Source organism: Kineosporiaceae bacterium SCSIO 59966 (assembly GCA_020881835.1).
In the GTDB taxonomy this organism is placed as follows: domain Bacteria; phylum Actinomycetota; class Actinomycetes; order Actinomycetales; family SCSIO-59966; genus SCSIO-59966.
The window spans coordinates 1,924,759-1,944,642 of sequence record CP052876.1 but is presented as its reverse complement, the minus strand read 5'-3'; the positions used below and the strand labels follow the sequence as shown (position 1 = coordinate 1,944,642).

Here is a 19,884-nt window from a genome sequence, read left to right as displayed (position 1 = left end):
GGTTACGCGCCGGCGCCGCGAGCAGGCTGAAGGGTCGCGACGAGCTCGGGGCGGAGGCGGTGGCCACTTGCGCGCCGATGTGGAGGAGGATGCGGCCGGTGGTGATGCTTCGCGTCGGACTGGTCGGCTACGGCGACGCCGGCCGGGGCATCCACTCTCCGCTGCTGCGCCGGGCCGGAGCCCGGGTCACGGCGGTGCAGACCCGCCACCCCGGGCGGTCGGCGGCCGCCGCGGCGGACCACCCCGGCGTCCAGGTGGTCTCCTCGCTCGCCGAGCTGCTCGACACCGGCCCGGACGTCGTCGTCCTGGCCTCCCCGAGCGGAGTGCACGCCGCGCAGGCGCTGGCCTGCGTGCAGGCCGGCGTCCCGGTCGTCGTCGACAAGCCGCTGGCCACCGACGCGGCGTCGGCCCGGGCGGTCGTGCAGGCCGCGGAGCAGGCCGGCGTGCCGCTCACCGTGTTCCAGAACCGGCGGTGGGACGGCGAGCACCTCACTCTGCGCCGGCTGCTGGCCGACGGGGCGCTGGGCGAGGTGATCCGGTTCGAGCGGCGGTGGGAGCGCTGGCGACCGGTGCCCAAGGACCGCTGGCGGGAGAACGCCGCCCCCGCCGACGGCGGCGGGCTGCTGCTCGACCTGCACACCCACCTGGTGGACTCCGCCGTCCAGCTGCTCGGACCGGTCACCGCGGTCTACGCCGAGCTGGCCGCCCGGACGACGCCGGCCGAGGACGACGCCTTCCTCGCCCTGACGCACCGGGGCGGTGCCCGCAGCCACCTCGGTGCGCTGTCCCTGGCGGCGGCGCCCGGTCCGCGGACCCGGGTCCTCGGGACCCGCGCCGCGTACGTCGCGACATCCTTCGAGGCGGAGCCGACCGCCTTCGCGGACCTCGCCGACCTCGACGACGACCACGCCGGCTGGCTCGTGGCCGGTGCCGACCGCACACCGGTCCGCCGCGAGCCTGGTCACCACGCGGACTTCTACGCCGCCGTCGCCGACGCCGTCCTCGGCGGCGGGCAGCCGGCGATGCCGGTGCAGCCGTGGGACGCCGTGCACGTGCTGGAGGTGATCGACGCCGCGCGGGTGAGCGCGGCCGAGACCCGGGTGGTCCGGCTCGACCGGTGAGGTCGCGGAGTGCCGGGTGTCGCCAGGGCCTGTGGACGACGGCCGCGGGAGACCGCCCGGATCCGCTGGACTGGGGCGATGGACGTCACCGACGGACACCACAGCGGCCGGGCCGACGACCCCGCCCCCAGCGACCCCGCTCCCAACAACCCCGCCGCCAGCGACCCGCCCCCCAGCGTCGCCGGGGTCCCCTTCGTCCCCGGGTACCGGACCGGGCGGCTGCTCGGGTTCGGGTCCACCGGGGAGGTGTGGGCGGCCGAGCACGAGCCGACCGGCGAGCCGGTGGCTCTCAAGGTGCTCCGCCGGCCCGACGACGACGCCGACCGGCTGCTGGCCGAGACGGCACTGCTGCGCCGGGTCCACCACCCCCACCTGGTCCGGCTGCGGGAGGTCGCCCGGGCGCCGGGCTACGGCCCTGCGCTCGTGCTCGACCGCGCACCGGGCGGCAGCCTCGCCGCGCTCGTGGCCGCCCGTGGCCAGCTGGACGTCGAGGAGGTCGTCACCCTCGTCACCCCGCTCGGCGGCCTGCTCGCAGAACTGCACGAGCAGGGACTGGTGCACGCTGACGTCGCGCCCGGCAACGTGCTGTTCGGGGACGACGGCCGTCCCCTCCTCGGGGACCTGTCCGCAGCATGCCTGGCGGGTGTGGGACCGCTCACCGGCGACCCGCCGGTCGGGACACCGGGCTACCGCGACCCCGCACTGGCCGCGGGCGACCTGCCCACTCCGGCGAGCGACGTCCACGGTCTCGCGGCAGTCGCCTGGTTCGCGCTGACCGGCCGGGCTCCCGAGCCGGTGGAGGAACGGCTGCCCCTGACCCTGCTGCGCCCCGACGTGCCCGACCGGCTGGCCACCGTCCTGCACCGGGCGCTGGACCCCGACCCGGGCGCGCGCCCCGACCCGCGGGACCTCGCCGCCGGCTGCTTCGCCGCGGCGCCGGCGCTGCCCGTGCGCATCGTGGCGTCCGACCCGGCTGCTTCTCCCGCCGAGCTCGTCACCCACCGGCTGCGCCGGGCCGCGGCGGCCCAGGACCCGGTGCTGCCGGCACCCGGCCGCAGGTCCGAGGCCGGGACCCGCCGCCGTCGCCGCGCCGCGCCGCCGCAGCGGCGTGCCTGGGCGGCCCCGACCACGACGGCCGTGGGCGCGGTGGCACTCGTCGCCGTCCTGGCCGGTGCCGTGCTCGTGCCCCGGCTCCTCGACGGCGACGGCGGCGGGCACCCGAGCGCCCCAGCACCCGCGGTCGCCGCGGTGCCGGACCGGCCGCCGGTCGGCACCACGGCTGCGCCGGCGGTGCCGGCGGCCGTCGACCGGGCGCTGCGGTCCGCCGACCCGGTGGCTGCCGTGCCCGCGCTCGCCTGGCTGCGGGCCCGGGCGCTGACCGAACGCGACGAGCGGCTCCTCCAGATGGCGAACGTACCGGGCGGGCCTGCGGCCGCGGACGACGCGGCGCTGTGGGCCGCGCTGGCCGAGCACCGGCTGCGCCTCGACGGGCTCGGGTTCGACGTCCGGTCCGCCGAGGTGGTCGAGCACGCCGGGGACCGGGCCCTGCTCGAGGTGCACGTCACGACGTCCGCGCACCGCCGGGTCGGCCCCGACGGTCAGGTCGTCGGCAACGTCCCTGCCCAGGAGCGGACCACCCGGCTGGAGCTGCTCCGCCACGACGGCCGCTGGCAGGTGGTCGCCAGCGGCTGACGGTGGCGGCTCAGGAGCGGACCAGCCACTCCACCCCGGCGTGGATGTCCGGGTGGCGGAAGGTGTGACCGGCGGCAGTCAGCACCTCGGGCAGCACCCGCCGGCTGCCCAGGACCACCTCGGCGAACTGGCCGACGGCGACCCGCAGCGCGAACGGGGGCACCGGCACGAGAGCGGGGCGGTGCAGGGCCCGGGCGAGCTCGCGGGTCAGCTCGCGGTTGCGCACCGGCTGCGGTGCGGTGAGGTTCACCGGTCCGTCGACGTCGGCGTCCAGCAGGAACCGGACCGCGCCGATGTGGTCCTCCAGGGTGATCCAGCTCCACCACGCCCGGCCGGTGCCCATCGGGCCGCCGACGCCGGCGCGGAACAGCGGCAGCAGCCGCCCGAACGCGCCGCCGCCCGGGGCGAGCACGAGCCCGGTGCGCAGTGTCGCGACCCGGATCCCGGCCTCCCGGGCCGGTTCGGCGGCCGCCTCCCAGGCGACGCAGACCTCCGCCAGAAAGGTGTCTCCCGGCGGCGAGGTCTCGGTGAGCCGTTCGTCGCCGCGCTCGCCGTAGTAGTCGACGCCGGACGCCGACAGCAGCACCTTCGGCTTCGGCTCGAGGCGGGCCAGGGCGTTCACCAGCGTCGTCGTCGCGTCGACCCGGGAGGTGCGGATCGTCTCCTTGTACGCGTCGGTCCACCGACGGTCGCCCACGCCGGCGCCGGCCAGGTTGATCGCGGCGTCCACCGGGCCCGCGGCGGTGAGGTCGAGGTCACCGGCGGCTGGGTCCCACTGCAGCTCTCCTGGCCCCCGGGGTGGGCGCCGGACCAGCTGGACGACGTCGTGGCCGTCGGCCCGCAGCCGGCGGAGCAGGGGCTGGCCGATCAGCCCCGAGGCGCCGGTGACGACGACGCGCACGCTACAGGCCGAGGTCGGCTTCGAAGGCGCCCTCTTCCAGCCGCTCCTTGATGGTGGCGAGGAAGCGGGCGGCGTCGGCGCCGTCGACCAGCCGGTGGTCGTAGGACAGCGCCAGGTACATCATCGACCGGATCGCGATGGTCTCCGCCCCGTCCACCTCGATGACGACCGGGCGCTTGACGACGCTGCCGGTGCCCAGGATGCCGACGTTCGGCTGGTTGATGATCGGGGTGTCGAACAGCGCGCCCCGGCTCCCGGTGTTGGTCAGCGTGAACGTGCCGCCGGACAGCTCGTCCGGCGTCACCTTGTTCGCGCGGGTCCGCTCGGCCAGGTCGGCGATCTTGCGGGCGAGACCGGCGATGTTGAGGTCACCGGCGTCCCGGATCACCGGGACGAGCAGGCCGCGCTCGGTGTCGACCGCGACCCCGAGATTCTCCTGACCGTGGTAGACGATCTCGTCGCCCTCGATGCTCGCGTTGACGACCGGGTGCGCCTTGAGCGCCTCGACCGTGGCCAGCGCGAAGAACGGCAGGAACGACAGCTTGACACCCTCGCGGGCCTCGAAGTCGGCCTTGGCCCGCGCCCGCAACCGGGCGATCTTCGTGACGTCCACCTCGACGACCGTCGTCAGCTGGGCGGAGGTCTGCAGCGACTCCACCATCCGGGCGGCGATCACCTTGCGCAGCCGACTCATCTTCTCGGTGGTGCCGCGCTTCGCACCCGCGGGCGCGGGGCGCCGGGCCGGTCCCCCGGAGGTGGACCCGGCCGGCTGCGCCGCCGGCTGCTCGGGCTGACGCGCCGCCTCCGCGGCCCGCTGCGCAGCAGCGAGCACGTCCTGCTTGCGGATCCGGCCACCCACGCCGGTGCCCTCGACGGTGGACAGGTCGACGCCGTGCTCGGCGGCGAGCTTGCGCACCAGGGGCGTGACGTAGGCGGCGTTGTCGCCGGTGGCCCGGCCGGCCGACGGCCTGGTCTCGGTGGTCCGCTCGTCCCGGCTCGAGCTCTCGTCCTGCGCCGGGGCGGCCTCCTGAGCCGGGGCGGCCTCCTGCGCCGCGGGCTGCCGGCGCTCCTCGGCGGCCTGCTCGCCGGCGCCGGCGGAGCCGGAGGGCTGGGTCGCCGCCTCAGCCTGCTCGGCGGCCTCCTCGCGCACCTCCGCCTCCTTCTCCAGGGAGCCGGCGGCGACGTCCTCGTCGTCCCCTGCCTCGTCCTGCCCTGCCTGGTCCTGCCCTGGCTCGTCCTGTCGGGGCTGCTCGGCCGCCGGGGCCGCCTGCCCGCCGCCACCGGACGCCGAGCCGACGATGGCCAGCTGTGCACCCACCTCGACGGTCTCGTCCTCGGAGACCAGGATCTTCTGGATCGTGCCGGCCACCGGGGAGGGGATCTCGGTGTCGACCTTGTCGGTGGACACCTCGAGCAGCGGCTCGTCGACCTCGACGGTGTCGCCCTCGGACTTCAGCCAGCGGGTGACCGTGCCCTCGGTGACGCTCTCACCGAGCGCCGGCATCGTCACCGGGGTCCCCTCCTGGTCCGTCCCCTGCTGCCCGGTGTCCTGCTGCCCGGTGTCCTGCTGGCCGGTGTCCTGGACGGAGGCCTCCGGCGGCACCTGCGGCTCCTCGGTGTCCTGGTCAGCGTGCCGGGTCGGCTCCTCCTGCGAGGCCTGCTCGGTCGCCGCGTCGTCGGACGACTCCGCGGTGCCTCCGGCGTCCTGCCCGCCGGCCTCGGAGGGCTCGCCGATGACGGCCAGCTTCGCGCCGACCTCGACGGTCTCGTCCTCATCGACGAGGATCTCGGTCAGCGTGCCCGCGAACGGCGAGGGGATCTCGGTGTCGACCTTGTCGGTGGACACCTCGAGCAGCGGCTCGTCGACCTCGACCGTGTCACCCACCTGCTTGAGCCACCGGGTCACGGTTCCCTCGGTGACGCTCTCGCCAAGGGCGGGCATCTCCACGGAGTTCGACATCGTTGGGGTCTCCGATCCTCGTGAGTGGGTGAGTCAGCTGTGGGAGTGCAGCGGCTTGCCGGCCAGCGCCAGGTGAGCCTCGCCCATGGCCTCGTTCTGCGTCGGGTGGGCGTGGACCAGCTGGGCGACCTCCTCGGGGAAGGCCTCCCAGTTGACGATGAGCTGCGCCTCGCCGACCTGCTCGCCCATCCTGGCGCCGACGGCGTGCACGCCGACGACCGGACCGTCCTTCTGCCGCACCAGCTTGATGAAGCCCTGGGTGCCGAGGATCTGGCTCCTGCCGTTGCCGCCGAGGTTGTACTCGTAGGTCTGTACCCCGTCCTCGCCGTGGACCTCCTTGGCCTGCGTCTCGGTGAGCCCGACGGAGGCGATCTCCGGGTCGCAGTAGGTGACGCGCGGGATGTTCGCCTCCACGATCGGGACGGGGTTCAGCCCGGCGATCTCCTCGGCGACGAAGATCCCCTGCTGGAAGCCGCGGTGGGCCAGCTGCAGGCCCGGGACGATGTCGCCGACGGCGAACACGTTCTCCACGTTGGTGCGCAGCCGCTCGTCAGTCGGCACGAAGCCGCGGTCGAGGGTGACCCCCGCCTCCTCGTAGCCGAGGCCGTCGGTGACCGGGCCGCGGCCGACGGCGACGAGGAGCAGGTCGGCCTCCAGGGTGTCGCCGCTCTCCAGGGACACCCGGACGCCGTTGTCGTCCTGTTCGACCCCGCTGAACTTCACGCCGGTCCGGAACCCGATCTTGCGCCTGCGGAAGGCCCGCTCGAGTGCCTTGGAGACGGCCTCGTCCTCGGCCGGGACCAGGCGGGGCAGGGCCTCGACGATGGTGACCTCGGCGCCGAAGGACCGCCACACGCTGGCGAACTCGACCCCGATGACGCCGCCGCCGAGCACGACCACCTTCTCCGGGACGTAGTCGAGCTGCAGCGCCTGGTCGCTGGTGATCACCCGACCGCCGATCTCCAGGCCGGGCAGCGAGCGCGCGTAGGAGCCGCTGGCCAGGACGACGTGACGGCCGGTGTACCGCCGGCCCTCGACCTCGACCGTGTCCTTGGCCACGAGCCGGCCCTCGCCCTCGACGAGGGTGAGGCGGTGGGCCTTGGCGAGCCCCTGCAGCCCCTTGTAGAGCCGGCCGACCACGCCGTCCTTGTAGGCGTTCACACCGGCCATGTCGATACCGCCGAGGCTGGTCTGGACCCCGAACTTCTCACCCTCGCGAGCCGTGTCGGCGATCTCCGCGGCGTGCAGCAGCGCCTTGGTGGGGATGCAGCCGCGGTGCAGGCAGGTGCCGCCGAACTTGTCCCTCTCGACGATGGCGACGCTCAGCCCCAGCTCGGCGGCGCGGAAGGCGCAGGCGTAACCGCCGCTGCCCCCGCCGAGGATGACGACATCGAAGACCTGCCCGTCGGAGTCGGCCACGGAAACGCTCCCTTGCGTGTCGATCTGCTCGCTCGGTGGTGCTGCTCGATCGGGGCCAATCCTGGCACTACCCGACACCGCCGCCGCAAGCGCACCTGCCGCCAGGTCCGAGAGCGTCCGGGGCCGCGCCCGGTACCGTCCTTGCGCATGGGTCTGTTCTCGCGACTGCGCCGCCGGTCGGCCGGGACGGGTGCGCCGTCCGGGTCGGCCTCGTCGTCCAAGGCTGCCCGCGGCGCGGCCTCCCGGCACCTCGAGGAGTTCGCCACCAGCCGCAAGGGGGTCGAGGGGTTCGTCGAACCGGCCACCACCGTCACCCCGACCACACTGCTGCTCGTCGCCCACGACGGGGAGTGGACCCGGCGGGCCGTCCCAGACCGGGAGACGGCGTTCGGCTTCGCGCGCCGGCTCGGCGTGCCGGTGTACGACGTGCACCTGTCGGGGTACCCGCAGCGGATGCGGGACTACAACGCGCGGCAGAAGCGGGACGGTGGCGCGGGACCGCGCTGAGCGCACCGCAGCTGGGGCGGTGAACGCCGCAGCGTTCCCTCAGCCCCGGTTCCGGCCCTTGCCGGGGGTGCCCTCCGAAGCCGGGGTGCTGGCGCGCTCCGAGCGCTCTCTGGTGGCCTTCTTCGCAGCGACGGCTGCCTTCTTCTCGACCACCCTCTGCGTCTTCTCGACCACCTTCTGCGTCGCCGCAGCACGCTGCTCGGGACTTACGGCGTCCGGCCTGGCCGCTGGGGCGGCGTCCTCCTCGGCGACCTCCTCCTCGGCGGCCGCCGTGCCGGTGGTGTCCTCCTCCGGGGCCGCGTCCTCGGGGGTCTCGGACTCCGGGACGACGCACCCCGTCCGGGCCGCCTCGCTGACCCGCTCGCCGTGGTTGCGGTAGTCCTCGCTGGTGGTCCGGTCCCGTGCGATCGAGGACACGTACTGGCCGTGGTTGGTGACGCCCTCGGGACATGCCGGAGGAACAGCCTCGTCACCGTTCTCGGTGTCCTCGCCGGTCTCCGTGTCGTCCTCCCCGGCCTCGGTGTCCTCGGTGTCCTCGGTGTCCTGAGGGTCCGGCGTGCTCTCCTCAGCCTCCCCGGTGTCGTCGGTGGACTCAGCGTCGTCGGTGGACTCAGCGTCGTCGGTGGACTCGGTGTCGTCGGTGCCGTCGGTGCCGTCGTCGAGGTCGAGGTCGAGGGCCCCGGTCGTCGCGTCGGGTGAGGCGTCGGACGTCTCGACCGAGGTGGTGGAGGAGGTCGGCTCCGTCGTGGCGGCGAGTGCGCCGCCGGCTCCCAGGGCGAGGGCTGCCGCGGCGACGGCTGCAACCTTCGCCTGCGAACCGATGAGGGACACCAGCGAACGGGACACGAGCTCTCCTCCGGGGCACTGGTCGTGAAGCACTGGTCTTGAGGCACAGGGCCGACGGTCGTCGACCTGACACCCTCCTATCGCCCGTCCGGGAGAGTTCGTTACACAGCGCTGCGTCCCCAATCCGCAGCGTCACCGTCAGACGCGTCGCCGGTGCGGCGCCGCGGCGTCCGGGGCGAGGCTCAGCGGGCGGAGGCCACGTCCTCGAGCAGCGTGACGAGCGTGCGGACGCCGACGCCGGTGCCCCCCTTGCCGGTGTAGCCCCACGGCGCGGACTCGTTGAACGCCGGGCCGGCGATGTCGAGGTGCGCCCACGGCAGACGTCGGCCGTCCTCGGTGGTCGGCACGAACTCCCGCAGGAAGAGCCCGGCGACGAGCATCCCGCCGAACCGGTCCCCGATGTTGGCGATGTCGGCCACCTGCGAGTCCAGGCTGGCGCGCAGCTCCTCGGGCAGCGGCATCGGCCAGAACTGCTCCCCGGCGGCGTCGGCCGCGGCGCGGACGTCCGCCACGAGCGCGTCGTCCGAGCCTATCACCGCCGAGACCCGGTTGCCGAGGGCGACCATCTGCGCCCCGGTGAGGGTAGCGATGTCGATGATGGCGTCGGGGTTCTCCTCGCCTGCCGCGACGATGGCGTCGGCAAGCACGAGCCGCCCCTCGGCGTCCGTGTTGAGCACCTCCACGGTGCGGCCACCGTAGGTGGTGAGCACGTCCGAGGGCCGCTGCGCGGTGCCCGACGGCATGTTCTCGGCCAGCGCCATCCAGCCGGTCACCCGCACCGGCAGTCCCAGCCGCGCCACCGCGAGCACGGTCTCCAGCACCACCGCGGCACCGGCCATGTCGAGCTTCATCGTCTCCATGCCCTGCGCCGGCTTGATCGACAGCCCGCCGGAGTCGAAGGTGATGCCCTTGCCGACGAGGGCGACGTGCCGCGCCGCGCCGCGCGGGTGGTAGGCGACCTTCACCAGTCGCGGCGGGCGGGAGGAGCCCTGCCCGACGCCGAGGATGCCGCCGTAGCCCCCCGCGGCGAGCTGCTTGTCGTCCAGGACGGTCACCTTCACCGGCGCGCCCTTGGCCTGGTCCTGGGCGCGCCGGGCGAACTCGGCCGGGTACAGGTCGGCCGGCGGGCAGTTCACCAGGTCCCGGGTGGCGGCCACCGCCTCGGCGACGACGTGGGCCCGCTCGATGGCGGCCTTGAGGTGCCTGTCCCGGTACCGCGGGGTGACCAGGTGCACGGTGGCGACCGGCTCCTTGTGCCGGTCAGCGGTGCGGGCCCGGTAGGCCCGGTAGGCGTACGCGCCGAGCAGGGCGCCCTCGGCGACCGCGGTCGCGGTCGCGACGTCGTCCGCCGGCAGCGCCACCGCGACGGTCGGGGTGCCGGCGAGCTCGCGGACGGCCGCACCTGCAGCCCGCCGCAGCGCCTCCAGCGACGGGGCCTCGTCCCCGGCCAGCGACCCGGTCCCGGTCAGCACCACCACCGGGGCCGCGACCTGCCCGCCGGAGGGGACGCGGTGCACCTCGTCGGCCTTGCCGCTCACCCCCAGCGCGCTCAGCGACGACAGCGCCGATCGCAGTCCCCGGGGCAGCGCGTCGGCGCCCAGCAGCACCGGGCCCTCCGGGGTCGCGGCGGTGGCCACGACGAGCGCGTCGGCCTTGACGGACCGAAGGTCCTTGCCGGTCGGGGACAGCGTGGGCACGGTAGCTCCTGGTGTCGCGGGCGGTGTGACGTGGCAGGTGGCGACCGGCCGAGCAGCGGCCGGCGTCGTCCGCCGATGCTAACGACACCGCCGGCGGTAGGTTGCCCGGCATGGCTTCCGAGACCAGCGCCCCGGCGAGCCCACGGACCGGACCCTTGCACGACCGGCACGTCGCCGCCGGTGCCAGGACGGCGGAGTTCGGCGGCTGGACGATGCCGTTGGAGTACCCCGGCGGAGGGGTGCTCAAGGAGCACGCGGCCGTCCGGGAGGCCGTCGGCCTCTTCGACGTCAGCCACCTCGGCAAGGCCGTCGTCCGGGGCCCCGGTGCGGCCGACCTGGTCAACCGCACGCTGACCAACGACCTGGCCCGGATCGCTCCGGGCCGGGCCCAGTACACGCTGTGCTGCGACGACGCCACCGGCGGCGTCGTCGACGACCTCATCGTCTACCTGCGCTCGCCCGAGGAGGTGTTCGCCGTCCCGAACGCGGCGAACGCGGCCGAGGTGATCCGACGGCTGCGCGACGCCGCCCCGGACGGCGTCGAGGTCGTCGACCAGCACACCGACCTGGCCGTGCTCGCCGTGCAGGGCCCGCTGGCGGACGACGTGCTCACCGACGTGGGTCTGCCCGCCGGGCACGAGTACATGAGCTTCATCGACACCACCTGGCGCGGTGTCCCGGTGACCGTGTGCCGCACCGGCTACACCGGCGAGCGGGGCTACGAGGTGCTGCCCCGGTGGGAGGACGCCGGCGAGGTGTGGGACGCCCTGCTCGCGGCCGTCACCGCACGGGGCGGGCTGCCGGCCGGTCTCGGCGCCCGGGACACGCTGCGCACGGAGATGGGGTACGCGCTGCACGGTCACGAGCTGTCGCTGGACATCACGCCAGTGATGGCGGGCGTCGGCTGGGCCGTCGGCTGGGACAAGCCGCAGTTCTGGGGCCGTGACGTCCTCGTCGAGCAGCGCGCCGCCAAGTCGGGCCCGCTGGCCCGTGGACTGCTGGCCCGCGACCGGGGCGTCCTGCGCGACGGGCTGGACGTCGTCCGCGGGCAGGGTGCCGAGGTCGTCGGCCGCACGACGTCCGGCACGTTCTCACCCACTCTGCGCAGGGGCATCGCCCTGGCCCTGCTCGACCGCGCCGTGCGCCTGGGGGACGAGGTCGCGGTTGACGTCCGGGGCCGGCCGGTGCGCTGCGAGGTGGTCCGTCCACCCTTCGTCCGCGACCGCACCCGGGAGGACTGAACCTCCGAGCGGTGCCCGGGTCGGCACCGTGCACGGGTCAGAACGACGCGACGACCAGGGCCGCGGTCGCGGCGGTCTCGACCGCGGCGCCCAGGACGTCGCCGGTCACCCCGCCGAGGCGTCGCACGCCGTGCACGACGAGCAGCCCGGCCGCTGCCCAGCCGGCCAGCACCGCCGGCGCCAGGCCCACCACCGCGGCGCCCGCGACCACGACGACACCCACGCCGACGGCCGCGGTCCTCGGGACGCTGCCGGCCACGGTCGCCCCCAGACCGTGCGGCCGCGCCGCCGGGACCCCCCGGGCGCAGGCCCCGGCGAGCACGGCCCGGCTGGCCAGGACGACCGCCAGTGCCGTGACGGCACCGCGACCCGCACCGTGCTCGGCGACCACGGCGCCCAGCGCGGCCACCTGGGCGAGCAGCACGAGCACCACCACGGCCACCCCGGCCGGACCGGAGTCCCCCCGGCGCATCACCTCTAGCGCCCGGTCCCGGTCGCGGGACGCCGCCAGCCCGTCGGCGGTGTCCGCCAGCCCGTCGAGGTGCAGTCCCCGGGTCGCCAGGGCGAGCGCGCCCACCGCGGCCGTCGCGGTGACCAGCGGCTCGGCACCGAGCGCCGCGAGCACGACGACGACACCCCCGGCCAGGGCGCCGAGGACCGCGCCGGGCACCACCGCCAGCGCCATCGCCGCGCCGGCCACCGCGCCGTCCACCTGTCGGGGGACCGGTACGGGCACCGCGGTGAGCGTCCCCACGGCGAGCCGCAGCCCGTCCCGCACCGGGAGCCTCACGGCAGCTCGAGGGTGCTGCCGGCGACCACGAGCAGGCGGCGCTCGCTGGCTGCCGCGACCCGCTGGTTGAGCCGCCCCAGCCAGTCCCGGAAGACACCCCCGGAGCGGTGCGCCGGCACGACACCCGAGCCGACCTCGTTGCTCACCGCCACCACCGGCACGGGCACCTGGCGCCACGCGGCGAGCAGCTCGTCGATCGCGTCGCCTGCCGTCTGCTCCCAGCCGGCGGCGTCGTCCCAGGCCCCGGCGTCCTCGAGGACTCCGGTCAGCCAGGTCCCGAGGCAGTCCACCAGGAGCGGTGTGCTGGCCGAGCGGAGGACGGCGGTGACGTCGCTGGTCTCCACCGTCCGCCAGCCAGGGGGGCGGTGCTGCTGGTGGTGGCGCACGCGCGCGTCCCAGTCGTCGTCGGCACCGTCCGCCGGGCGGCCGGTGGCCACGTAGGTGACGGCCGGCTCGGCGGCGAGCAGCCGCTCAGCGGCCGTCGACTTGCCGGAGCGGGCGCCGCCGAGCACGAGGGTCCGCCGGGCCGGCGTCGGCGGCCGGGGCCGGGCTCCTACGCCCACGGTGAGCGCCTCCCCATCCCGGCCGGCGGCGGCACCCCACGCGGCGAGCCGGCTGCTCAGCTGGGGCTCCGGTGGGTTGTGGTGGCCCAGGTGGACGGCGACCACACGGGTGCCACCGCCGACCGCGCCGGCGCGGCGCAGCCGGGCCAGGTCGGCGGCGAACGACGGCAGGTCGTGGTGCCGCGTGCCGTGGGTGTCGTGGTCCCCGAAGGTCTCCTCGAGCAGCAGGACGTCGAGCGGCTCGGCGCCGAGCGCAGCGACCGTCTCCTCGGGCAGCGGGCCGGTGTCGGTGGCGTACAGCAGGCGGCGGCCCTCTGCGTCGCGGACGAGCCACAGCACCGCCTCACCGTCGTGCTCCGCCGGCAGGGCCCGCACGCCGTACCCGCCGACCCGCAGCTCCTCGCCGGCCCGGACCGGGTACCACCGCAGCGCTGCGTCGGGTGCCGCCCAGGGCCGCCACTGCTCGATCACCTCGCCGGGCCCGGCGACGACGAGCGGCTCCGTGCGGTGCGCCCAGGACCGGGACAGCAGGGCCATCGGGGCACTGTGGTCGGGGTGCGCGTGGGTGAGCAGCACGGCCTCCAGCCGGTCCAGCCGCCGGCCGGCGCGCAGCGCGGCCCGCGGTGTCTCGGGTCCGCAGTCCAGCAGCAGGACGTCGTCGACGAGCGCGGACGTCGGCGTCCGCACGATCCCGGCGTCGAGCTGGGTGGCGCAGGAGGCGCACCGGCAGAACGGGTTCGGCCAGCCGTCGGCCGAGCCGGTGCCCAGCAGCAGCACCTCCATCAGGTGGTCACCACGGGGGCGTCGAAGGCGGCGCGGCGCAGGCCGCGGCGCAAGGTGGCCAGCACCGCCCGGCCGGCCACCAGGCACAGCACGGCGGTGAGCACGCCGCGCACGAGGTCCCACGCCAGGCTCGTCACGACGTAGAAGGCGGCGTAGTGGGCGAGGTTCTGGGCCGCCGAGGCCGTCGGGTCGTAGCCGCCGCCCTCAGGGCCGGTGGTCAGGAACGGCCAGAAGTACAGGTTCATCACGGCGCCGTACCCCAGGCCGGCCACCAGACCGTAGCCCGCCAGCAGCCATCGCTCCGCGCGCCCCGAGGCCCTGGGCAGCAGCCCGGCGCCCATCGTCACCCAGCCCGCCGCGAGCATCTGGAACGGCGCCCACGGGCCGATCCCGCCGGTGAGGAACGCGCCCACCAGCATCGCCAGGGTGCCGAGCAGGAACCCGGCACCCGGGCCGAGCGCCCGCCCGGCCACCACAAGGAGGAAGAACATCGGCTCCAGACCGGCGGTGCCGGCGCCCAGCACCCGCAGCGCCCCGCCCACCGAGGCCAGCACCCCGAGCAGGGCGACGGTCTTGGCGTCCAGCCCGCCGGAGGCCAGCTCCGCCGCGGCGACCGCCGCGAGCAGGCCGAGGACGACGACGAACAGCCACGGCGCTACCGCCTGCTGGCCGGCCTCGGTGGTGCGCAGGACGAACGGCCAGGTGAAGGCGGCCACCCCGACCAGCGACGTGCCGGCCAGCACGAGCGCGGCCCGTGGGCGGACCCGCAGCACCGGACGGTGCCCCGTGCTGTTCACGAGGCCGTCTCCAGCGCGGCCTGGAGGTCCTGCACCGTGAGCCACGGCGCCGGGTGCATCACCTTGGCGATCTGCGGGGCGAACGCGGGCGAGGCGGCCAGCACGTCGGCGGCCGGCCCCCCGGCGACCACCTCCCCGTCCGCGAGCACCACCACCTCGTCCGCGACCTCGGCCGCGAGCTCGACGTCGTGGGTGGCCATCAGCACGGCGTGGCCGGACGCCGCCAGCTGGCGCACGTGCGTGACCAGCCGGCCCTTGCTGCCGTAGTCCAGCCCCCGGGTGGGCTCGTCCAGCAGCAGCACCTTCGGCGCGGCCGCGAGCACGACGGACAGCGCGAGCGCCAGGCGCTGCCCCTCGGAGAGGTCGCGGGGGTGGGTGGCGTCGTCGATACCCGGTGCCAGGTGCTCGAGCAGGTCCCGGGTGGTACCGGCCAGCACCGCCAGGTCGGCGTCCGCGGTCGAGCACTCCTGCGCCACGGTCTCCGCGTAAAGCAGCACCGTCGGGTCCTGCGGCACCAGACCGACGGTGCGCACCAGCCGCTCCGGCGGGGTGCCGTCCGGCCGCAGCCCGTCGACCCTCACCCGTCCGCTCGCCGGGCGCACCTGCCCGGCCAGGGCCGCGAGCAGTGTCGACTTGCCGGCGCCGTTGCGTCCCATCAGCGCCGTGACGGTGCCCGGCGCCAGGGCGAGGTCGACGCCGCGCAGCACCGGCACCCCGCCGCGACGGACGACGAGCCGTTCCGTGGTCGCCAGCGGTGCCCGGTCCGGCGAGGTCACCGGTGCGGGCAGCACCCGGCGCGGGGCGACGCCGGCGAGGCGGCCACGCAGACCGGCGGCCGCACGGCGGGCGTCGCGCACGGACAGCGGCAGCGGCGACCAGCCGGCGAGCCGGCCGAGGTCCACCACCGGCGGGGTCACCGGGCTCGTCCGCATCGCCTCGGCAGGCAGGTCGTCGCGGACCGCGCCGTCCTCCACCACGACGACCCGGTCGGCGTACTGCACGACCCGCTCGAGGCGGTGCTCGGCGAGCAGCACGGTCAGCCCCAGGTCGTGCACGAGGCGCGTCAGCGTGCCGAGCACCTCCTCGGCGGCGACCGGGTCCAGGGCCGAGGTGGGCTCGTCGAGCACCAGCACCCGCGGGTTGGCCACCAGCACCGAACCGATCGCCACCCGCTGCTGCTGGCCTCCGGACAGCGTGCGCAGGGTGCGTGACCGGACGTCGACGAGCCCGAGCAGGTCGAGCATCTCCTCGACCCGCCGACGCATCGAGGCGCCGTCCGCGCCGAGCATCTCCAGGGAGTAGGCGAGCTCCTCCTCGACGGTGTCGGTGACGAAGCCCGAGGTGGGGTCCTGCCGGACGACGCCCACGACGTCCGCCAGGTCCCGCGGACGGTGCGTGCGGGTGTCGCGTCCGTCGACCACGACCCGGCCGCCCAGCACGCCTCCGGTGAAGTGCGGGACGAGCCCGTTGACGCACCCCAGCAGGGTCGACTTGCCCGACCCCGTCGGTCCGACGACGAGAGCGAGCTCCCCCTCGGAGATCTCGAGGTCGACGCCGCTGAGCGCCGGCCTCGGGGCGTCCGGGTACCGCACGGACACCCGCTCGAAGGTGATCACGACCGAGCCTCACCGGGTCTGACGGCCGGAGCCGCGCGGCGCGGTGCCGGTGGCAGCGTCGCGCGCAGCGGCGGCAGCGGGGCGAGCCAGGCCGGCAGCACGGCGACCAGGACGGCGAGCACGACGACCGACGGCATGGCCGGCACGCCCACGGGGGACGTCGGCGGCACCAGCCCCGGCAGACCGAGCTGGGCGTAGACCAGCACGACCACGGCCGGGACCAGTCCGCTGACGACCACTGCCCACTCGGGCAGCGCCCACGGGTCCGGCCGGTAACGGCTGCGCGGGTCGCGGCGCGCGCCTCGCCACAGCGCCACCGCACCGGCGGCCGCCCCGAGCACGACCAGTGGCAGGCCCAGCGCCGGTGGCGACCCGCCGTCCAGGAGTCCGTACACGCCGACCACCACGCCGGCGACGCTGGTCACGCTCAGTGCTCCGGCGAGCCGCCGGTCCCGCGGGTCCCGGTGCACGCTGCGACCATAGCCGCGGGACTCCATCGCGGCCGCTAGCTCCAGGGAGCGCTCCAGGGCACCCTCGAGAACCGGCACCGTGACCCGGGCGAGCTCGCGGGGGCCACGCCCCGGACGGCCGCGAAGGCGGCGGGCGCTGCGCACCCGGCGGGCGTCGTCCACCAGCTGGGGGGCGTACGTCATCGCGACGACCAGCGCCGTGCCCACCTCGTAGAGGGTGGCGGGCACGTGCCGCAGCAGCCGCCGTGGGCTGGCCAGCGCGTTCGCGGCGCCGACGCAGGCCAGCACGGCGGCGAGCCGGGCCCCCTCGTAGGCGGCGTACGCGACCTCCTCGGCGGTGACCGGCCCGCCGATCCGCACCCCCTCCAACGGTCCGGGCAGGGGCAGCCGCGGCAGCTCGAACAGGACGGTGCGGCCACCCACGCCGGAGCCCAGCACGAGCTGCACGACCACCCGGACGACGATCATGGTCAGCCCGAGCAGGAGGAACGCCGCGAACACCGGTGGGGTCCCCACCTCCCGGCGCGACGCCACGACGTAGGCGGCCACCGCCACGACCAGGGCCAGCACGAGCGGGTTCGTCGTCCGGCTGGCCGCCGTCGCCAGGCAGACGGCCCACACCCACCACGCCACCGGGTGCAGGTGACGGGCAAGGGTGGGGCGGTCCGCCGGGCGCATCAGCCGTCGGCCAGGTCCCGGCGCCGCCGGAACGCGGCCACCGCGAGGGCGACGACCGCGGCGGCGGCGGCGATACCCAGCCACAGCCCCGCGCCCGGGCCCTCGTCGTCCTCGGCTGCTGCGGCGTCGTCCGCGGCTGCTGCGGCGTCGTCGTCCGAGGTCTGACCCTCGGTGGCGTCGTCCGTCGGGGTCTGGCCCACCAGGCCGGTGAGCTCCACCGGCTCGTCCGCGGCCGCGGCCTCCGGTGACACCTCCGGGACGGGGTCGCCGCAGCCGGTCGCCGGGTAGCCGTCGAGGCCGCAGACCAGGCCGTCCTCGACGCGGGTCTCGGCGACGGTGGCGAGCACGTCGGCGCCACTCGCTGCCTCGTCCACCACGGCGCAGTCGGCGCGCGGTTCCGGCGGCTGCGCGCCGTCCGGGGCGTCGGCCTCCCGGCCGTAGTCGATCACGACGGCGACCCGCTTCTCACCCGCTGCGGCCTCCTCGGCGCCGCAGACCTCCTCGAAGGCGGGCAGAGCCCGGGGCGTGCGGACGTCGGAGGGACCGGCGACGGCGAAGCGCCAGCCCTCGACCGCGCCGTCGGCCGGCGTGGTGCCGTCCGGGCCGGTCTGGGCGAACGCCCACTCGCCCTCGGTGAGCTGGTAGTAGCCCCAGTAGCGGTAGGCGTCCTGGGTGCTGGTGGCGGCCGCGGGGGAGACCCCGGCGGTCACGGCCAGCGCGAGGGCGCCGAGCAGGGTGCCCGCGCGCACCAGGCGCTGGGGCAGACGGAACAGGGTCATCGGTGAGACCTCCCTTCGCGCTGGGCTCAGGAAGGCATGAGGCACCGTCCCGGCTCCAGTCCGCGAACCACGACGGACGACAGGTGGAGCCAACGCCCGCGCCAGGTGCTCCGGCTCGCCGCCAGGCCCGCCAGCCCCTGATGGGGAGCAGCGAGGGCGGCCTACGGTTGCGGGTCAGCGCCGGAATCCGACCGGCTTCCCCTGCACGCGAGGTCGACGGGCGGATGCTCCCACTACGGGTGTGCCCGCGTCAAAGCGCTGTGGCCGGGTGACGCTGTGGCTGGGTGATGCTGTGGCGGGAGGTGGTGTCCTTGACGACGACGGCGCCGCTGACGGGCCTGCTGCCCGTACGGTGAGACCGTGACGAGTTTCAGCTGGATGTTCGAGGATGCCGCCGGCGATCCGGTGCCTGTCGACGTGGGCCAGCCGTCAGACGGCTTCCCCACGCAGGCGGACGCCGAGACCTGGATCGGCGAGACCTGGCGGGACCTGCTCGACGCCGGGGTCGAGCAGGTGCGACTGCTGGAGGACGCCCACGAGGTCTACGGCCCGATGAGCCTGCGCCCCGCCGAGTAACCCCCCACCCCGCCCCCCTCTCGGTGATCATGCAATCCCGCCACCCCCCGCCCCCTCTCGGTGATCATGCAATCCCGCCACCTCCCCAGACGAGGGCGGACGGCACGGTGGGACGCCTCATGGCCACTGGCGGCCGCTCCGAAAGTGGCCACTCCGAAGAGGGAGGCCACTCCGAAAGGTGACATGGGCCTTGGTGGCCGTGGCAGCCGACGTCCGGTCAGGGCCCACCACCACAGAATGCTGCGCTCGGCACCCCCTGACCGGCGTGTCGCGCCACCAACCCAGCATTCTGCGAGGCGGACGGCGGTCGGCTGGGTGGCGGGATTGCATGATCACCGAGAGGGGGAGGGTGGCGGGATTGCATGATCACCGAGAGGGGGAGGGTGGCGGGATTGCATGATCACGGAGGGGGTTAGGCGGCGCGGGTTCGGGGAGCACCCTCGGCCGTCTTGCCCGGGTCACGCTCGACGACGTCGCCGAGCGCCTCGTCGATGCGGTGCATCGCGTCCTGCGGGATGCGCACGCCCGAGGCCTTGGCGTTCTCGCTCACCTGCTCGGGCCGTGAGGCGCCGATGATGGCCGCGGCAACGTTGTCGTTCTGCAGCACCCAGGCGACGGCTAGCTGCGCCATCGTCAGGCCGAGCTCGTCGGCGATCGGCCTCAGTCGCTGCACCCGCTCGAGCACGTCGTCGTTCAGGAACCGCGCGATCGTGCTGGCACCACCCTTCTCGTCGGTGGCCCGTGAGCCCTCCGGCACCGGCTGACCCGGCTGGTACTTGCCGGTGAGCACGCCCTGGGCGATGGGCGACCAGACGATCTGGGAGATCCCCAGCTCGCGCGAGGTCGGGATGACCTCGCCCTCGATCACGCGCCACAGCATGGAGTACTGAGGCTGGTTGGAGATCAGCTGGACGCCGAGCTCCCGGGCCAGCGCGTGGCCCTGGCGGATCTGGTCGGCGGTCCACTCGCTGACCCCGATGTACAGCGCCTTGCCGGCCCGGACGATGTCGGCGAACGCCTGCATCGTCTCCTCCAGCGGCGTCTCCGTGTCGTACCGGTGCGCCTGGTAGAGGTCGACGTAGTCGGTCTGCAGCCGGCGCAGCGAGCCGTTGATCGACTCCATGATGTGCTTGCGGGACAGCCCGGTGTCGTTCGGACCCTTCGGGCCGGTCGGCCAGTAGACCTTCGTGAAAATCTCCAGGCTCTCCCGGCGCTCGCCCTTGAGTGCCTCGCCCAGCACGCTCTCCGCCACCGTGTTCGCGTACGCGTCCGCCGTGTCGAAGGTGGTGATGCCCTCGTCGAGGGCGGCCCGCACGCACCGGGTCGCGACGTCGTTCTCGACCTGGGAACCGTGGGTGAGCCAGTTGCCGTAGGTGATCTCGGAGATCTTCAGACCGCTGTTGCCGAGGTATCGGAATTCCATACCCGGCAGCCTAGGCCCGCCCAAG

The 19,884-nt window shown here is 75.1% G+C and carries 17 protein-coding genes and 1 riboswitch; of the genes, 5 read left to right on the top strand and 12 right to left on the bottom strand.

The window, feature by feature from the left end:
- Nucleotides 1–104: 104 nt before the first annotated feature.
- Nucleotides 105–1,121, top strand: a complete 1,017-nt coding sequence (locus HJG43_08990) for a Gfo/Idh/MocA family oxidoreductase (GenBank protein UER55851.1) — start codon at nt 105–107, stop codon at nt 1,119–1,121.
- Between the two features lie 78 nt (nt 1,122–1,199).
- On the top strand, nt 1,200–2,813 hold the full coding sequence (locus tag HJG43_08985; GenBank protein ID UER54652.1) for a serine/threonine protein kinase: 1,614 nt from the start codon (nt 1,200–1,202) through the stop codon (nt 2,811–2,813).
- A gap of 10 nt (nt 2,814–2,823) precedes the next feature.
- Here the strand turns inward: HJG43_08985 and HJG43_08980 are convergent, their stop codons facing one another.
- Genes HJG43_08980 through lpdA form a run of 3 tightly spaced genes read right to left on the bottom strand, consistent with a single transcriptional unit; the run spans nt 2,824 to nt 7,093 of the window.
- Complete coding sequence (locus tag HJG43_08980) at nt 2,824–3,714, bottom strand: TIGR01777 family protein (protein ID UER54651.1); 891 nt, start codon at nt 3,712–3,714, stop codon at nt 2,824–2,826.
- Between the two features lies 1 nt (nt 3,715).
- Nucleotides 3,716–5,674: a 2-oxoglutarate dehydrogenase, E2 component, dihydrolipoamide succinyltransferase gene (gene sucB / locus HJG43_08975; GenBank protein ID UER54650.1), complete on the bottom strand. Its 1,959-nt coding sequence runs from the start codon at nt 5,672–5,674 to the stop codon at nt 3,716–3,718.
- A 33-nt stretch (nt 5,675–5,707) separates the two neighbouring features.
- Complete coding sequence (gene lpdA / locus HJG43_08970; protein ID UER54649.1) at nt 5,708–7,093, bottom strand: dihydrolipoyl dehydrogenase; 1,386 nt, start codon at nt 7,091–7,093, stop codon at nt 5,708–5,710.
- A 147-nt stretch (nt 7,094–7,240) separates the two neighbouring features.
- Here lpdA and HJG43_08965 point away from each other — a divergent pair, with 147 nt between their 5' ends.
- On the top strand, nt 7,241–7,600 hold the full coding sequence (locus HJG43_08965) for a hypothetical protein (GenBank protein ID UER54648.1): 360 nt from the start codon (nt 7,241–7,243) through the stop codon (nt 7,598–7,600).
- A 39-nt stretch (nt 7,601–7,639) separates the two neighbouring features.
- On the opposite strand, the gene HJG43_08960 is transcribed toward HJG43_08965, so the two are convergent.
- A complete protein-coding gene (locus HJG43_08960; protein ID UER54647.1) occupies nt 7,640–8,446 on the bottom strand; it encodes a hypothetical protein in 807 nt (268 codons plus the stop codon).
- Nucleotides 8,447–8,628: 182 nt separating this feature from the next.
- Nucleotides 8,629–10,143 (bottom strand): leucyl aminopeptidase, encoded by a 1,515-nt coding sequence (locus HJG43_08955; GenBank protein UER54646.1) that lies wholly within the window; start codon nt 10,141–10,143, stop codon nt 8,629–8,631.
- A gap of 110 nt (nt 10,144–10,253) precedes the next feature.
- Between HJG43_08955 and gcvT the strand changes: the two genes are divergently transcribed.
- Nucleotides 10,254–11,384 carry a glycine cleavage system aminomethyltransferase GcvT gene (gcvT, locus tag HJG43_08950; protein UER54645.1) on the top strand — a complete coding sequence of 377 codons (1,131 nt, stop codon included), beginning with the start codon at nt 10,254–10,256 and terminating at the stop codon, nt 11,382–11,384.
- A gap of 37 nt (nt 11,385–11,421) precedes the next feature.
- Here gcvT and HJG43_08945 read toward each other — a convergent pair whose 3' ends face one another.
- Genes HJG43_08945 through HJG43_08920 form a run of 6 tightly spaced genes read right to left on the bottom strand, consistent with a single transcriptional unit; the run spans nt 11,422 to nt 17,860 of the window.
- Complete coding sequence (locus tag HJG43_08945; protein ID UER55850.1) at nt 11,422–12,162, bottom strand: adenosylcobinamide-GDP ribazoletransferase; 741 nt, start codon at nt 12,160–12,162, stop codon at nt 11,422–11,424.
- Nucleotides 12,163–12,170: 8 nt separating this feature from the next.
- Nucleotides 12,171–13,520, bottom strand: a complete 1,350-nt coding sequence (locus tag HJG43_08940) for an MBL fold metallo-hydrolase (GenBank protein UER54644.1) — start codon at nt 13,518–13,520, stop codon at nt 12,171–12,173.
- Nucleotides 13,520–14,293 (bottom strand): ECF transporter S component, encoded by a 774-nt coding sequence (locus HJG43_08935; GenBank protein ID UER55849.1) that lies wholly within the window; start codon nt 14,291–14,293, stop codon nt 13,520–13,522. The genes HJG43_08940 and HJG43_08935 overlap by 1 nt, the downstream gene beginning before the upstream one ends.
- 20 nt (nt 14,294–14,313) lie before the next feature.
- Entirely contained in the window at nt 14,314–15,933 is a 1,620-nt protein-coding gene (locus tag HJG43_08930) for an ATP-binding cassette domain-containing protein (protein UER54643.1), read from the bottom strand.
- Complete coding sequence (locus tag HJG43_08925) at nt 15,930–17,081, bottom strand: energy-coupling factor transporter transmembrane protein EcfT (protein ID UER54642.1); 1,152 nt, start codon at nt 17,079–17,081, stop codon at nt 15,930–15,932. The genes HJG43_08930 and HJG43_08925 overlap by 4 nt, the downstream gene beginning before the upstream one ends.
- Entirely contained in the window at nt 17,081–17,860 is a 780-nt protein-coding gene (locus HJG43_08920) for a hypothetical protein (GenBank protein UER54641.1), read from the bottom strand. The genes HJG43_08925 and HJG43_08920 overlap by 1 nt, the downstream gene beginning before the upstream one ends.
- Before the next feature lie 103 nt (nt 17,861–17,963).
- Nucleotides 17,964–18,063: riboswitch (cobalamin riboswitch) on the bottom strand.
- Between the two features lie 175 nt (nt 18,064–18,238).
- On the opposite strand from HJG43_08920, the gene HJG43_08915 reads away from it, so the two are divergent.
- Entirely contained in the window at nt 18,239–18,436 is a 198-nt protein-coding gene (locus tag HJG43_08915; protein UER55848.1) for a hypothetical protein, read from the top strand.
- Between the two features lie 412 nt (nt 18,437–18,848).
- Here HJG43_08915 and HJG43_08910 read toward each other — a convergent pair whose 3' ends face one another.
- Entirely contained in the window at nt 18,849–19,859 is a 1,011-nt protein-coding gene (locus HJG43_08910; GenBank protein UER54640.1) for an aldo/keto reductase family protein, read from the bottom strand.
- Between the last annotated feature and the right edge of the window lie 25 nt (nt 19,860–19,884).